At 68.6% G+C, this 14,617-nt stretch carries 14 protein-coding genes and 1 pseudogene; 5 read left to right on the top strand and 10 right to left on the bottom strand.

Features of this window, described 5'->3' with window-relative positions:
• Nucleotides 1-73: 73 nt before the first annotated feature.
• From ACGLHR_RS17205 to ACGLHR_RS17250, 10 genes are all read right to left on the bottom strand, one after another.
• The gene (locus ACGLHR_RS17205; protein ID WP_400095431.1) at nt 74-1,519 is read right to left on the bottom strand and encodes an amidase; all 1,446 of its coding nucleotides are present in this window, start codon (nt 1,517-1,519) and stop codon (nt 74-76) included.
• A complete protein-coding gene (locus tag ACGLHR_RS17210) occupies nt 1,516-1,734 on the bottom strand; it encodes a hypothetical protein (RefSeq protein WP_400095432.1) in 219 nt (72 codons plus the stop codon). Before ACGLHR_RS17210 ends, ACGLHR_RS17205 begins: the two co-directional genes overlap by 4 nt.
• On the bottom strand, nt 1,727-2,422 hold the full coding sequence (locus tag ACGLHR_RS17215; RefSeq protein ID WP_400095434.1) for an RraA family protein: 696 nt from the start codon (nt 2,420-2,422) through the stop codon (nt 1,727-1,729). The genes ACGLHR_RS17210 and ACGLHR_RS17215 overlap by 8 nt, the downstream gene beginning before the upstream one ends.
• A gap of 26 nt (nt 2,423-2,448) precedes the next feature.
• On the bottom strand, nt 2,449-3,234 hold the full coding sequence (locus ACGLHR_RS17220; RefSeq protein WP_400095436.1) for an SDR family oxidoreductase: 786 nt from the start codon (nt 3,232-3,234) through the stop codon (nt 2,449-2,451).
• Nucleotides 3,235-3,269: 35 nt separating this feature from the next.
• Entirely contained in the window at nt 3,270-4,085 is an 816-nt protein-coding gene (locus ACGLHR_RS17225) for an aspartate dehydrogenase (protein ID WP_400095437.1), read from the bottom strand.
• A 49-nt stretch (nt 4,086-4,134) separates the two neighbouring features.
• The gene (locus tag ACGLHR_RS17230) at nt 4,135-5,016 is read right to left on the bottom strand and encodes a polysaccharide deacetylase family protein (protein WP_400095439.1); all 882 of its coding nucleotides are present in this window, start codon (nt 5,014-5,016) and stop codon (nt 4,135-4,137) included.
• Nucleotides 5,017-5,092: 76 nt separating this feature from the next.
• Nucleotides 5,093-6,061, bottom strand: coding sequence for a TMAO reductase system protein TorT (locus ACGLHR_RS17235; protein WP_400095440.1), 969 nt, complete (start codon nt 6,059-6,061; stop codon nt 5,093-5,095).
• A gap of 43 nt (nt 6,062-6,104) precedes the next feature.
• Nucleotides 6,105-7,115 (bottom strand): ABC transporter permease, encoded by a 1,011-nt coding sequence (locus ACGLHR_RS17240; protein ID WP_400095442.1) that lies wholly within the window; start codon nt 7,113-7,115, stop codon nt 6,105-6,107.
• A gap of 10 nt (nt 7,116-7,125) precedes the next feature.
• Nucleotides 7,126-8,091: an ABC transporter permease gene (locus ACGLHR_RS17245; protein WP_400095443.1), complete on the bottom strand. Its 966-nt coding sequence runs from the start codon at nt 8,089-8,091 to the stop codon at nt 7,126-7,128.
• Nucleotides 8,078-9,640, bottom strand: a complete 1,563-nt coding sequence (locus ACGLHR_RS17250; RefSeq protein WP_400095444.1) for a sugar ABC transporter ATP-binding protein — start codon at nt 9,638-9,640, stop codon at nt 8,078-8,080. Before ACGLHR_RS17250 ends, ACGLHR_RS17245 begins: the two co-directional genes overlap by 14 nt.
• 178 nt (nt 9,641-9,818) lie before the next feature.
• Between ACGLHR_RS17250 and ACGLHR_RS17255 the strand changes: the two genes are divergently transcribed.
• From ACGLHR_RS17255 to ACGLHR_RS17275, 5 genes and pseudogenes are all read left to right on the top strand, one after another.
• A complete protein-coding gene (locus ACGLHR_RS17255; protein ID WP_400095446.1) occupies nt 9,819-10,769 on the top strand; it encodes a LysR substrate-binding domain-containing protein in 951 nt (316 codons plus the stop codon).
• A gap of 220 nt (nt 10,770-10,989) precedes the next feature.
• Complete coding sequence (locus ACGLHR_RS17260) at nt 10,990-11,544, top strand: RidA family protein (protein ID WP_400095448.1); 555 nt, start codon at nt 10,990-10,992, stop codon at nt 11,542-11,544.
• Between the two features lie 152 nt (nt 11,545-11,696).
• Nucleotides 11,697-12,491: an ABC transporter ATP-binding protein gene (locus ACGLHR_RS17265; protein WP_400095449.1), complete on the top strand. Its 795-nt coding sequence runs from the start codon at nt 11,697-11,699 to the stop codon at nt 12,489-12,491.
• A pseudogene (locus ACGLHR_RS17270) lies at nt 12,485-13,771 on the top strand (ABC transporter permease). The gene ACGLHR_RS17265 and the pseudogene ACGLHR_RS17270 overlap by 7 nt, the downstream one beginning before the upstream one ends.
• 17 nt (nt 13,772-13,788) lie before the next feature.
• Nucleotides 13,789-14,436, top strand: coding sequence for a DUF3299 domain-containing protein (locus ACGLHR_RS17275; RefSeq protein WP_400095451.1), 648 nt, complete (start codon nt 13,789-13,791; stop codon nt 14,434-14,436).
• Nucleotides 14,437-14,617: the final 181 nt, after the last annotated feature.

Genomic DNA, 14,617 nt, shown 5'->3' on the forward strand with positions numbered 1-14,617 from the left:
GGATTATAGAGGCGGCCGCACGGGTTGGGGCTGTGCCGAGTCTACCATCGCGCCGGCTTGGCTTTTCAGGTGCTTACCCGTTGCCCGGCTCCGCCCCGCTGCTGGGCACTTCCAGGCCATTGAGCACGGGTTCGATACGGTGCCACTGGGTGGCTTGCTGGAATGCGGCGCAGGCGCCAAGCAGGGTGCCCTCGGCCCAGGGCCTGCCGATCAGCTGCAAGCCTACGGGAAGGCCGTCAGGCGTGAATCCCACCGGCAGCGACACGGCAGGCAGGCCGAGATAGCTGATGCAGCGGTTGGCGCGCAGCAGCGAGGTCGTCACGCGCACCGCTTGCGCGGCGTCTTGCGCCACGGATGCGATCCGCGGCGTTGGCACGGCAACGCTGGGCGCCACCAGCACATCGCATGCCGAGAAGACGTGATCGACAAATGCCCGCAGCGCCAGCGGCCGGTAGGCCAGGGCGCGCGCGTAATCGTCGGGGCCGGCCGCCAGCGCCGTCTCCAGCCGCAGCCGCGTGGCATGGGCGAGGCGATCGGCGTGGCCACGCAGGCGCTTGCCGTGGAGCGCTATCGCTTCGCGCCACGTCACCACGGTGGCCGCCGCATCGCAGGCCTCGACCCCGGGCACGGTCTGCTCATGCAAGCGGGCGCCCAGCGACTCGAACGCTAGCAAGGCGCGGGCAATCACCGTGGCGCCGTCGTCATGCGCCACCTCGAAGAACGGGTGCCGGGCAATGCCGATGCGCAGGCCTGCCAGCGGGCTGCTGAGGCTGCTGACGCGGTCGAACGTGGTGGCCCGCGCGGCCGTTGGATCCAGCGCGTCGAGCACCGCCGCGCAATCCTTGGCGGTTCGGGCGATGATGCCGAGCGTGTCCTGCGACGGCGACAGCGGGACGGCGCCGCGCGTGGAGATGCGGCCCCATGTGGGTTTCAGGCCGACCACGCCGCACATCGATGCCGGGATGCGGATCGAGCCACCGGTGTCCGCCGCGATGGCGAACGGCGCCGCGTGCGCCGCGACCGCCGCCGCCGCGCCGCCCGACGAGCCGCCGGTGATGCAGCGCGGATCCCACGGGTTGCGGCAGTGGCCGTAGTGATCGTTCAGGCCGGTGGCGCCGTAGCTGAGTTCGTCGAGCGCAGTGGCGCCCAGGCCAATTGCGCCGGACAGGTGCAGGGCTTCGAGCACGGCCGCTGGCCGTCGAGCCGCCGCCGGATCGTCGATCAGGTCGTCGAACAACGAGCCCGCGCGCGGCGGCCGAGCGGGGTCGGCCAGTACATCCTTATGGGCGAACGGGATGCCCCAGAGGGGCGCCTGGGCAGCGCCGGCCGCGCTGTGCGTCTCCAGCTGGATGGCGCGGGCGAGCGCGCCTGCGTCGTCCAGCGCGGCAAAGCAATGCGTGGCGGCGTGCGCCGCCGCGGCCCGCCGCAGGCAGGCTTGCACCAGCGCGGTGGGTGACAGGCGCCGGTGGGCCAGCGCCATGCGCAACTCGGCGACGCTCAGGAGGGTGGGGTCGGTCATCGTCCTCCTGGCGCGGCGGCGCATGGCCTCAGCCAGTGCGTGTATGGCCGTGGCTGCGCTTGAAGATCAGCATCGCCCACCGGCAAGGCACGCACGGCTTGCAGCACCGGCGCGGCCGCAGCCGCGATCTCGCCGCAGCGGCGGCTATCGAGCCGCAGCCCGAGATCCGCCGCGCGCTGCGCCACCTGCGCCGCCAGTGCCGCGAGCTCAGACATGCCCATACTTGGCCAGCGCATCGGCCAGGCTGAGCCCTTGCTGCAGCTCCACGCGGATGCTGCGCTCCTGCTCGGTCAGGCGCTCCGCCTCGAGCAGCACGGTGTCCAGCACTTCGTGCGGGATCACCAGCACGCCGTCTTCGTCGCCCAGCACGAAGTCGCCCGGGCGCACCTGCACCCATTGCGAAGTCGCGCCGCGGATGCTCACGGGCACTTGCCATCCGTCGACCTTCCAGCGGGCAATCGACTGCACCGGCGTGCGGTAGCGCGCGAACACCGGGAAAGCCTGCTCGGCGATCCAGCGGATATCGCGAATGCCGCCATCGATCAGCGAGCCGACGCAGCCGCGCTCCTTCATGCCAATGGCGATCAGCTCGCCGAAGTAGCAGACGCCTTCGCCGTCGCCGCTCCAGACCGTGACATCGCCGGCGCACACGCCCGCGCAGGCCTTCATCTTGTCCGGGTCGCCACCGAGCGCGTATGGCGACATCTGGCCGCGGATGGTGTAGGCCCAGCCGGCCAGCTTGCCGCCGTTGGCGGGGAAAGGCGTAAAGGCGGACGAGAGCCCCTGGTCGAACAGGCCGAGCGTGTCGAGCACGTCGGCAACGTTGGAGGTGTCGACCGACAGGAATCGCTGGCGGATCGCTTCGCGCTCGGCGGCGCTGCGGGCTACGTGGGTGGTTTCCATGCTGTGCTTCCTCGGGAGATAAGTGCTCAGATGCTCGGGATCATGCCGCCGTCGACGCGCACGACGGAGCCGGTGACAAAGGCGGCGCGCTCGCTGGCCAGGAAGGCCACCACGTCGCCATACTCCTCGGGCCGGCCGTAGCGCCCGGCGGGAATCGATCCGGTGCTGGCCGCCACGATGTCTTGATAGGTCTTGCCCTCGCGCCGGGCGCGGGCTTCGTCCAGCGCGCGGATGCGGTCCGTGGCGATGCGCCCGGGCAGCACCACGTTGACGCAGATGCCGTGGGCGGCCACCTCGTTGGCCAGCGTCTTCGACCAGCCCAGCAAGGCCATGCGCAACGTGTTGGACATGCCAAGGTTGGGAATCGGCGCGACCACGCCGGACGAGGTGCTGGTGATGATGCGGCCCCAGCCCTTGCGCTTCATCGCCGGCAGCAGCAGGTCCGTGAGATGCATCAGCGACAGCACCATCGATTCGAACTGCATGCGCCACTGCTCCGGCGCGACTTGCGCGGCCGTGGAAGGCGGCGGGCCGCCGGAGTTGTTGACCAGGATGTCCGGGTCGCCCAGTGCGCTCCTGACCTGCTCCACCATGGCCGTCACGCTCGCCAGGTCGGCAAGATCGGCGCGCACGCCGTATGCCTGCCCGCCGGCTGCGCGGATGCGGCCCACCGTGTCGTCCAGTGCCTCCTGGTTCTGGTCCGATACGGCAACCGCCGCCCCTTCCGCCGCGAGCGCCAGCGCGATGGCCGAGCCCAGCCCGCCGCCCGCCGACATGACCAGCGCGATGCGCCCCTTGATGCCTAGATCCATTGTCGATGCTCCTGTTTGGTCTTCTCTACTTGCGCTCAGGTGCCTACGCGCAGCGGGCTGCGCAGCTTGCGCAATACCGCCAGCACGCTTTGCGCGGTGATGCGGCCGGTCTTGGGGTTCTCTGTGGGAATGTTCTGGATGCTCATGGAGAACGACGCCGCATCCGAATCCACCACGATCTCGTGGGTGTTGCGGGTCAGCGCCGGGTCCGCCCAGATTTCCAGGTGGGTCTTGTCCGGGCCGACGCCGGCCAGCGCCAGCGCAACCACCACGTTGAGGTTGGCGGGGAAGCCCTTGGCGGCCTCGCGGGCGGTGCCGGAGAAGATCTGGATCGGCGCCGTCACGTCGTCGATATTGATGTTGTTCTCCACCAGGAACGGCGCCCCAACCAGGCCGCGCACCGGCTTGCGCGTGATCATGCGCACGGAGTGGATGACGCCCTCCGAAGCAGCGGTCACCGCGTCCAGGCCCAGCAGCGCGCCGGTCGGCACGATGATCTGGCCGCCATGCTCGCGTGCGAGGTCCACCAGGTCCATGCGGTCAAGCAGCGCCCCGCAGCTCAGCACGATCATCGTCTTGCCGGCGCGCAGCACTGGCTCGGCAATCTCGCCGACGAGCTCCGCCGGCGCGCATTCGATCACCACGTCCGCCAGGTCGGCCAGCTCGCCGAGCCCGACGATGGCAACCTCGTTGCGCAGGCCTTGCAGCGTTTGCGCCGCCTTCTGCTTGTCGCGCACCGCCACCGCGGCCAGCCGCAGGCCGAAGACGCCGGCATCGAGTTGCTTGACAAGCTTCTTGCCGACCGCGCCGAGCCCGGCGATGCCGACCCGCAGTTCCTTGTCGAATGACATTGTTTGATCTCCTTTTGATGATCTCGATGATCTTGTTGTGTGTCCGCGCTCAGGCGTCTTGCCCCGGCAGGCCGATGTAGTGCTGGGCGATAGCGCCCGTGGTGGTCAGCCAGATCTGGTCGCGATGGCGCAGGATGTGCTCCATCGCCCGGCGGAACTGCCGCAGCCGGTAGGGCTGGCCGACCAGGAAGGCGTGGATGGAAATGCCGTAGACGAGCGGCTGCTCCACGCTTTGCTCCAGCATCTCGTCGAAGTTGTCGATGATGATGTCGGCGAACTCGCTCGCCGTGGCATCGTGCAGCGCGATGGCGGGGATGTCGTTGACCTCGTGCGGGTAGGGGATGCTGAGCAGGCGGCCGCCGCGCGTGTCGATCCACACCGGCTGGTCATCCATCGGCCAGTCGAGGACGTAGCGGTAGCCGGCCTCTTGCAGCAGGTCGGGCGTGACGTTGCTGGGATTGACGCCGGGGCTGAGCCAGCCCGCGGGCGGCTTGCCCTCGTGGTGGGCGATGGCTTCGGTTACCTCGCGGATCAGCTCGCGCTCCTCGGCTTCGGAGAAATTGTTCTGCTGCTCCGAGTTGGTGCGGCCGTGGCCCAGGATTTCGTCGCCGCGCTTGCGCAGCGCGTCGATTACCTGCGGACAGTGCGCATAGCACTCGGAGTTGAGCAGCACCGACAGCGGGATGCCGAGCTTGTCGCACAGCGCGATGATGCGCCACACGCCAACCCGGTTGCCGTATTCGCGCCAGCCCCAGTTGTAGGTGTTGGGGTGCGGGATGCCGGGCGAGTAGGAGATGCCGCCGCCGGTGTTGTAGGCGAAGTGCTCCAGGTTCAGGCACAGATGCACCGCGAGGCGCTTGCCGCCGGGCCAGTCGAACTGCGGGCGTTCGACGATGGGTGAATAGGGAAATCTGTCGTGAGAAGCAAGCATGGCGTTATTGACCTGGCTGGATGAGTGAGTTTGCTGAGTGAGTTTGCGCAATGCGGAATCGGATGGCGCCGCTGCGTCATGGACGATAGTCCTTCGGCGCGGTCACCAGGGAAAGATCGAGCTTGGCGAGGTTGTCGCGCGTGGCCATGATGGACGGCGTGCGCACGACCGCTGTCGTGCTCTCCTTGCGGGCGGCGGCCACGGCCTGCCTGAGCGCCTCGCGGCCCTGCGTGACGATCTGCTGCACGGACGAGCAGGCCAGCTCGCCGCTGCGCAGCATCTGCTGCGCGGTGGGGCTGAGGTTGGAGGCGCTGATCTTGACGCTCTCGCGACGGGCGGACTTGACCGCCAGCGCCGCGCCCGCCGCCGAGTCATCCACCGCGGAGTAGATGCCGTTCATCTCGGGAAAGCGCTGCAGCCAGTCGTCCACCAGGTTGATGGCGCCGTTGCGCGTGACCGCGCTGCGCGACTCCGCCACCACCTTGATGCCGGGGTATTCCGCCTTGATGGTTTCCAGGAAACCCTGGCGCCGCAGGTCGGCCCAGGTCTGCCCTTGCTGCTGGGAGATCATGCCCACCGCGCCCTTGCCGTTGAGCGCCTTGCCAAGGCACTGCGCCTGCAGGCGGCCCATGTCGTAGTGGTCCGCGCTGATCCTGGAGGCCAGCTTGTCGCTGTTGGGCACGCTGGAGAGGCCCACCACCGGGATGCCCTTGCCAATGGCATGCTCCACCGCGCCGCGGATGGCATCGCCGTTGGTGGCGCCGACCACGATGGCGTCGACCTTGCGCTGTGCGAGGTCCTGCAATTGCGAGATCTGGATGTTGACGTTGGCATCGCCGCCCGCGTTGAGCTTGACCAGCGCAACGCCGAGCTTCTTCGCTTCATCCTCCACGCCGTAGGTCATCGAGATCCAGAACGACGATGACAAGTCCGGCGTGGCGTAGCCGATCGTCAGCGCCTTCTGCGCCATGGTTGGCCCGCACGCCAGCAGGGCGCCTGCCAGGGCGACGGCGGCCCGCAGCCGGGGAATGCTGATTCGCTTCATGATTCAAGCTCCTGTTCGATGTCGTTGCAGTGAAGGTAAGGATTCAGCCCTGGCGCGACCCCACCTTGCGCATCAGGTATTCGAGCAAGCCAGCGGATACGATGACCGCGCCCAGCACGATCTCGGAGGCAAAGGGCGAGGTGCCGAGCAGGTTCAGCCCATTGAGCAACGCCTGGATGAACAGCGTGCCCGCCATCACCTGCCACACGGCGCCCTTGCCGCCGCTGAGCGCCACGCCGCCGATCACGCACGCGGCAATGGCTTGCAGCTCCATGCCCGCGCCGTCGACCGCCACCGCGGCGCCGCTGCGCGCCAGCAGGAACACCGCCGCCAGCCCGGCCAATGCGCCGCACAGTCCATAAGCCAGCACACCGGCGGTGCGCACGGGCACCCCTACCAGCAAAGCCGCATCGGGATTGCTGCCGATCATGTAGAACCAGCGGCCTAGCGGCAGGCGCGTGCATAGCAGCCAGGCCAGCGCCGCTACCGGCGCGGCCAGCCACACCATCGCCGGCACGCCCAGCCATGCCGCGTAGGCCAGCGACTGGATCACCGTGCCCGGCGGCAGCGGCACCGCATCGGCGCCACCGGAGACGATGGTCGACACCCCGCGCACGATCAGCGTGGCGCCCAGCGTGACGACGATCGGCTCCATGCGGCGGCAGGCAATCAGGTAGCCATTGCAAAGCCCCACCGCCAGCCCGGCGCCAGTGCCTAGCAGGATGGCGGGTACTTCGCCGAACGGCGCGGCCGTCTGCGCGATCACGATGGACGACAGCACCGCCACGGCGCCCACCGAGATATCGAAGCCGCGCGTCACCACCACCAGCATCTGCCCGAGTGCGAGCAACAGCAGCACGGCACTTTGCGAAACGATATTGGCCAGGTTGTCCGAGGTGGCGAAGCCGGGCGAGATCACGCCCATCACCAGCCACAGGCCCGCGCAGGCCAACAGGCCGGTGGATTTGCGCAGCGCGGGCACGCGCAGTGGCGAGAAAGCTGACAGGGCGGCACCGGTGCGAGCCTGCAGGGACATCAGTCGTTGCGTGTTCATGTTCGTGCGCTCAAGATGCGTTGGCAGGAAGGCTGGGCAGCGGACGCGCGCGCAGTGCGCGGCGGCGCAGTTGCTGGAGCAGCACGGCCGCGAGGATCAGCACGCCAAGCAGGACGCTCTGGATGTAGCTGGGGAAATTGACCAGCACCAGCGCATTGCCCACCATGGCCAGGATCAGGCAACCAAACAGCGCGTGCAACGGGCCGCCCTTGCCGCCGGTGAGCGGGATGCCGCCGATGGCGCACGCGGCGATCGCCTCGAAGGGCAGGTTGGGATAGAGGTTGGGCTGGCCCGAGCCGAGCCGCGAGGTCAGCACCGCGCCGGCGATTGCCACCAGCACGGCGTTGGCCAGGTAGGCCTGCAGCACGCGCGGCTTCACCGCGACCCCCGCCAGGTGCGCGGCCTGGGGGTTGCTGCCCACCAGATACCATTCGCGGCCCGGCGCCGTGTAGCGCGTGAGCGCGCCCACGACCAGCAGCGCGGCGCCGGCCAGCCACAGCGGCAGCGGCAGGCCCAGCCACTGCCCCCGGCCCAGCGCGGAGAAGTCCACGCTGGCGGGGGCATCCAGCGGCACGCCGCCCACCAGAACGCCGCACAAGCCGTGCACCGCAATCATGGTTCCGAGCGTGGCGAGAAAGGCGGGGATGCGCAAGACACCGACCAGCGTGCCATTGAGCGCGCCAAGGGCCAGCACCGCCAGCGCGCCGGCGGCAAACGCGCCGCCCACGCCAATAGCCGGCATGCTCAGCACGGCCACAACGCTGAACAGCGCCACCCCGGAGCCCACGGAAAAATCCAGCCCGCGCACCACGATCACCAGGCCCTGGCCGATCGCCACCAGCAGCAGCACCGCCAGCACGCGCGCCAGGTTGAAGATGTTGCCGCCGGTGCCAAAGCGCGGCACCACGATCACGCAGACCACGAACAGCGCCAGGCAGACCCAGGCCGATGCCGGCCACTTCCTAAGCCAGGCCATGATGTGCCTCCTCGTGCGTGGGTTGCATGCTGTCATCGCAATCGTTGGCGCCGGTGGTGCAGGCGATCACCTGCTGCAATGCCACGCCGCGCGCAAACACCCTGGCCATGCGGCCGTGGCGCATCACCAAGATGCGGTGCGACAAGGCCACCACCTCGTCGATATCGCTGGACGCCACGATCACGCAGACGCCACGGCGCGCCGCGTCCACCAGCGCATCGTGGATGGCCTCGCGGGCGTTCACGTCGACGCCGCGTGTGGGCTCGATTACCACCAGCACCTTCAGCCCGGGCAGCAGCAGGTTGCGGATCACCAGCAGCTTTTGCTGGTTGCCGCCGCTCAGCGCGCTGACGTCCAGGGCCGGATCGCCCGGGCGCACCCGCAGCGACGCGAACAGGCGCTCGCTTGCGCCGACCTCCATGGCATCGGAGACGAAGAGATGGTCCGAGATGGAGGCGTAGGTTGAGGCCACCGCGTTGGCGGCGCAGTTGAGCCCCGGGAAGATGCCGTCGCTGCTGCGGTCGGCCGGGATCAGTCCCACGCCGCCTAGCTTGAAGCGCTGGCGCGACGTTGCCGTCAGGTCCAGTTCGTCGACCCGGATGGTGCCGGCGCAGGGCGGCCGGCTGCCACTCAGCACTTCGCCCAGCTCGATCGCACCCGAGCCAATCAGGCCGGCCAGCCCGACGATCTCGCCCCGTCCCACCGACAGCGTGACGTCGCGCAGCAGCTCGCCGCAGGCGATGCCTTCAACCCGCAGCCGCGTGTTGCCCACCGCCGGTAGCTCGCGCGGCGGGCGCTCGGCCACCGGCCCCACCATGGCCTCGACGATCTCGTGCGGCGTCATGGCGGCCACCGGTACCGCATCCACCACGGTAAAGCCATCGCGCAGCACGGTGATGGCATCGCAGACCTGCTTGATCTCGCCCAGCTTGTGGCTGATGAAGACGATGCCCTTGCCTTCGTCCTTGAGGCGGGCGACTGCGGCGAACAGGCGGTCGGCTTCATGCGCGTTAAGCGCGGCGGTTGGCTCGTCGAGGATCAGCACCTCGCACTTGCGCGCCACGCCGCGCGCGATCTCCAGCAACTGCCGCTCGGCCATCGACAGGCCGGACACCAGCTGGCGCGGGTTGAGCTCCAGCCCGATGCGCCGCGCCGTGTCCAGGTAGCGTTGCAGGGGCAGGCGGGCGCCAGCGCGCAGCGTGCCCGCCCGGGCCACGTCGAACGCATGCAGGTTTTGCTCAACCGTCAGGTCCGGGAACACGGTGGCATGCTGGTACACGGGAATCACGCCGGCCGCGATGGCGTCGCGCACGGAGCCAAAGGCAACCGGCTGGCCGCGCAGCAGGATGGTGCCCGTATCCGGGCGCAGCGCGCCGACGAGCATCTTCACCAGCGTGCTCTTGCCTGCACCGTTTTCGCCCATCAACGCATGCACCTCGCCGGGGCGCACGGTGAGATCGGCGCCGCGCAATGCGCAGGTCGCTCCAAATCGCTTGGAAAGACCGGATACCGAGAGCAGGGGGCGCTCCTCGCCGGGCGTGGCTGTCATGTGGACTCCTTTTTCTGGCTTTGTCTTTTGTCTGGGGCTTTGTTTTTCTGTTGACGCATTTTTCTTGCCTGAGAGGAATACTCGGCGTCGCGGATCTTTTCAGCAAACGACTTGATTGCACATACGCATGACTTATACTGATGCGTCCCTCGCCCCCGCCCTAGCCCCCAGGTGCCGCATGAAACGTTCGCTTCCTCCGCTGGTTTCGCTGCGCGCTTTCGAGGCCGCCGCGCGACACATGAGTTTCACGCTGGCCGCGGACGAGCTGTGCGTGACCCAGAGCGCGATCAGCCGGCACATCAAGAACCTGGAAACGCACTATGGGCTCAAACTGTTCAACCGCCTGACGCGCGCTATCGAACTCACCCCGCAGGGCGCGCGCTTGTTCGACGTGGTGACGCGCTCGCTCGACCAGATCGAGACCGTTGCCCGCGAGCTCACCGGGGCCAGGAACTCGCGCAGCCTGCTGGTCAGCATCCTGCCCACCCTGGCGTCCACCTGGCTGATGCCGAGGCTGGTCAACTTTACGCAGGCGCACCAGGCCATCGAGATCCGGCTGATCACGTCGATCGACCCGGTTTCTTTCGATCGCGACAAAGTGGACGTGGCCATCCGCGTGGGCAAGCCGCCTGGCAAGCGGGCACGCAAGGGCGCGCCGCGCATCGACCTGGTGATGACGGATGAATGGAAGGGCGTGGCCGCGGAGCCGCTGTTTCCCGATAGCCTGGTGCCGGTGTGCAAGCCGGGCCTGGTGAAAGGCCGGCTGCCTGCCAGTCCGGCCGCGCTGGCGCGGCTGCCGCTGATTCACACCGACTCCCGCGCGCATGCCTGGCCCGACTGGTTTGCCGCGCTGGACGTGCCCTACGCGGCCGGCGCGCAGGCCCTGCATTTCGGGCATTTCTTCATGTCGGTGCGGGCCGCCATCGAAGGCCGCGGCATCGCGCTGGTGCCCGACGTGCTGGTGGCCGAGGAGATCGCCTCCGGCAGGCTGGCCGTGCCGGTGCGCGAGCGCATCACCAGCGGCGGCGACTACTGCTTGCTGTACCGCAAGGAGCGGGCCGACGACTACGCCATCGCGGCGTTCCGCAACTGGCTGCGCGCCGAGGTGGCGGCGATGCCGTCGATCTGAGCTGTCGTTGTCGTTGTCATTGTCGTTGTTCCCACGCATGACCTCAGGGCATGCATGCGGCGCAAGGAGTCATTTGTCCGCGCACAGGGGCGGCTACTAGCATGGTGTCGTGACAAACGCGAGTGCGTTTTTGTGTTCTGCGTCCTGCGTTTGCACGGTCCGGCAAGGCAACGCCGCCTTGCCCGGATCCTCCTTCCTTGCTTCCACCGACAGGCCCCCCATGCGCGCAACACGCTTGCTATCGTGTATTTCCATCGCCACCCTTGCCGCCTTCGTCACTCCGGCGTTCTGCATCGCCAGTGCCAGCGCCGCCGAGCAGATCGTCCGGCATCGCAACCCGGCGCACATGACCGAACCCTGGGCGCGCGAGTTCGCCGAGGTGATCGAGATTCCCGCCGGCGCGGAACAACTCGTGCTCAGCGGCGTGGGGCCCACGGTGGCGAATGCCTCCGCGCCGCCCGATACCGCGGCGTCCTATGGCGACACCGCAACCCAGACCCGCAACGTGCTCGGCCAGATCGAGCGCATCCTCAAGGACCGCGGCTACCAGATGGGCGACATCGTCTCCATGCAGGCGCTGATCGTGGCGGACCCGGCCACGGGCAAGCCGGATTTCACCGGCTTCTCGGGCGTCTATAACCAGTACTTCGGGACCGGCAAGCAGCCCAACGTGCCGGTGCGCACGCGCGCCGAAGTGTTGCGGCTGGTGCCGCCGGGATGGCTGGTCGAGGTCACGGTCACCGCGAGCCGCGTGCCGGCACGCGCGGCAAGGTAGACGGCACAGGCCCATCACCGGCGCCTGGCGCCTGAAGTTGCGCGGTGTGCGCGGAGCGCGGCAGGCCGTGGGTGCCGCCGGGGCCGCTTGCCATCTTTTGCCTGGGCACAGCATAATGCAACACTGTTGCATTATGCGTGGCGAGGTTTTGGATGATGACCGGTATCGGCGAACGTAGCGAACGCAGCGAACATGGCGAGGCCCGCAAGACGAGCGGCAATCCCGTCATCGACCTGCAAGGCATCGCATTTGCATGGCCCGGGCAGGCGGCGGCTTGCCTGCGTCTTGAGCGGTTCCGGCTGGACGCGGGCGAGCAGGTGTTCGTGTGCGGGCCCAGCGGCAGTGGCAAGAGCACCCTGCTGTCGATGCTGGCCGGCGTGCTGCTGCCGCAGCAAGGCAGCGTGCGCGTGCTGGGCACCGCGCTGGGCGCGTTGTCCGCCGCGCAGCGCGACCGCTTGCGCGCCGATCATGTTGGCCTGGTCTTCCAGCAGTTCAACCTGCTGCCCTACCTGTCTGTCGTGGACAACGTGCTGCTGCCTTGCCGCTTTTCGCCCAGCCGGCGCGAGCGTACGGCGGCGCAGGGCGAGACGCCGGAAGCCGCCGCGCAAGCGCTGCTCAGGCAGCTCGACCTGTCGCCCGCCCTGTGGCAGCGCCCCGTCACCCGGCTCTCGGTTGGCCAGCAGCAGCGCGTGGCGGCGGCGCGCGCGCTGATCGGCTGTCCCCAGGTGGTGCTGGCCGATGAGCCCACCTCCGCGCTGGACGCGCCGCGCCAGCAGGCCTTCATGGCGTTGCTGCAGCGGGAATGCGGCATCGCCGGCGCCAGCCTGGTGTTTGTCAGCCATGACGAGCGCTTGTCGGCGGGCTTCCCGCGCAGGCTGTCGCTGCCGGCGGTCGATACGATGGACGCGATGGACGGGATCAATGCGATGGAGCCGGCACGATGCTGATGCTCTCGATGGCCGCGCGCAGCGCGTGGAACCGCCGCTTCAACCTGCTGCTGATGCTGCTGGCGATTGCCATGTCCGTCGCCATGCTGCTGGGCGTGGAGCGTATCCGGCATGCGGTGCGGGCGAGCTTCGCGCAGTCGGTGTCCGGCACCGACCTGGTGGTCGGCGCGCGCGCCAGCCCGATCCAGTTGATGCTCTACACCGTGTTCCACCTCGGCGGGGCCACCAACAATATGACCTAGGGCAGCGTCGAGCGGCTGGCGCGGCATCCGGCGGTGGCGTGGACCATTCCGCTCTCGCTGGGCGACTCGCACCGCGGCTTCCCGGTGCTGGCGACCACGGCCAGCTACTTCACCCACTACCGCTACGGGGATCGCCGTGCGCTGGAGCTGGCGCAGGGCAGGCCGTTCGCGGCGTTGTTTGATGCCGTGCTTGGCGCCGAGGTGGCGAGCCGGCTGGGCTACCGCGTGGGCGATCGCATCGTGCTCAGCCACGGCGACAGCGAAGACGAAGGCCCGCTGCATGCCGATCATGCCAGCCACCACCCACATGGCGACAAGCCCTTCGTGGTCAGCGGCATCCTGGCGCGTACCGGCACGCCGGTGGACCGCACCGTGCATATCGGCCTGGAAGCCATGCAAGCCATCCACCTCGGCTGGGAGGGCGGCGTGCCGCTGCCGGGCCTGGCGATCCTGCCGGAGCAGGTGCGCAAGTTCGACCTCACGCCCCATAGCGTGACGGGCGTGCTGGTCGGCCTGAAGCTGAGGTCGCAGGTCTTTGCCGTGCAACGCGAGATTGCCGAGGACCCGCATGAGCCGTTGATGGCGGTGCTGCCGGGCGTGGCGCTGGACGAGCTATGGCGCGTCATCGGTGTGGCCGAGCGTGCCATGCTGCTGGTGTCGGCGCTGGTGGTGGTGGTCGGGCTGGCGGGGCTGGCGTCCTCCATCCTTGCCGCGCTGGGCGAGCGGCGGCGCGAGCTGGCCATCCTGCGCGCGGTCGGCGCCCGCCCGCGCGACCTGCTGGCGATGCTGGCGCTGGAAGGGCTGGTGGTGATGGCCGCCGGCGCGCTGCTCGGGCTCGTGTTGCTGAGCGCGCTGGCGGCGGCGTTTGGCCCCTACCTGGAAGCCACGTACGGCGTGGCCTTGCAGGCGGTCTGGCCCACGCCGGGCGAATGGCCGCTGCTTGCCGCCGCGGTGGCGGCCGGCTTCTGCGTGAGCCTGCTGCCGGGGTGGCGTGCTTACCGCCTTAGCCTGGCCGACGGGCTGATGCCGACCACATGATGAGGGAGAAGACCGTCATGGCCCCTCATGTACAGCGTGCTTTGTTTGTGCTCACTGTCATCGGAGTGGCCATTGGGGGCGCGGCGTATTTCTTCCGGCCGCTGCCGCCGCCGCAAGCCAAAGCGGGTTCAGCCACTGCCAAGCCGCCCGCCTACGCGATAGGCGAGGCGCTGCAACCCGCGCCCGCCGCACCCGACTCGGCCCTGCGCGAGATCGACTGGCAGGCCTTGCTGCCGAAGGGCTGGGATCCCCTTGCCCCGTTCAAGGGCCTGAAGCTCGATGAGCTGGAGGACGGCGACCCGCGCGCGCAGATCGCCCTGTACAGGGCCCGGCAGTACTGGAAGAACGCACCCGTGGAGTCCAAGATCGATGGCGCCGCCGTGCGCATTGCCGGCTTTGTCGTCTCGCTCGATGGGGAGGGCGAGGCGATCCGCGAGTTCCTGCTGGTGCCGTACTTTGGCGCGTGCATCCATGTGCCGCCGCCGCCCGCCAACCAGGTCATCCATGTGCGCACGGACAAGCCGCTGGCGGGGCTGCGCACCATGGACACCGTGTGGATCAGCGGCGCGATGCGGGTCGAGCGGGCGGACATCATGATGGGCCATGCCGGCTACGCCATGCCCGCGGCGAGGGTGGAGCCCTATCTTCCGCCGGCGCGCCACTAATGCAACTAAGTTGCAAGTATGGCTCTGCGCGGGCTCAATCCGCGGGCCCGGATCGAGTCCACGGCATTCGGCAGGATCGCGCTCGATCCGTTTCCAGTCTGGGGCTAGGCACAATACTGTTAACAAATTCGAATTTGTGTTAACTTTCAAGCCTCTGCAACAACAAGAAGAGCTTGAAGGA

The organism is Cupriavidus sp. CuC1 (genome assembly GCF_044627735.1).
GTDB lineage: Bacteria > Pseudomonadota > Gammaproteobacteria > Burkholderiales > Burkholderiaceae > Cupriavidus > Cupriavidus ulmosensis.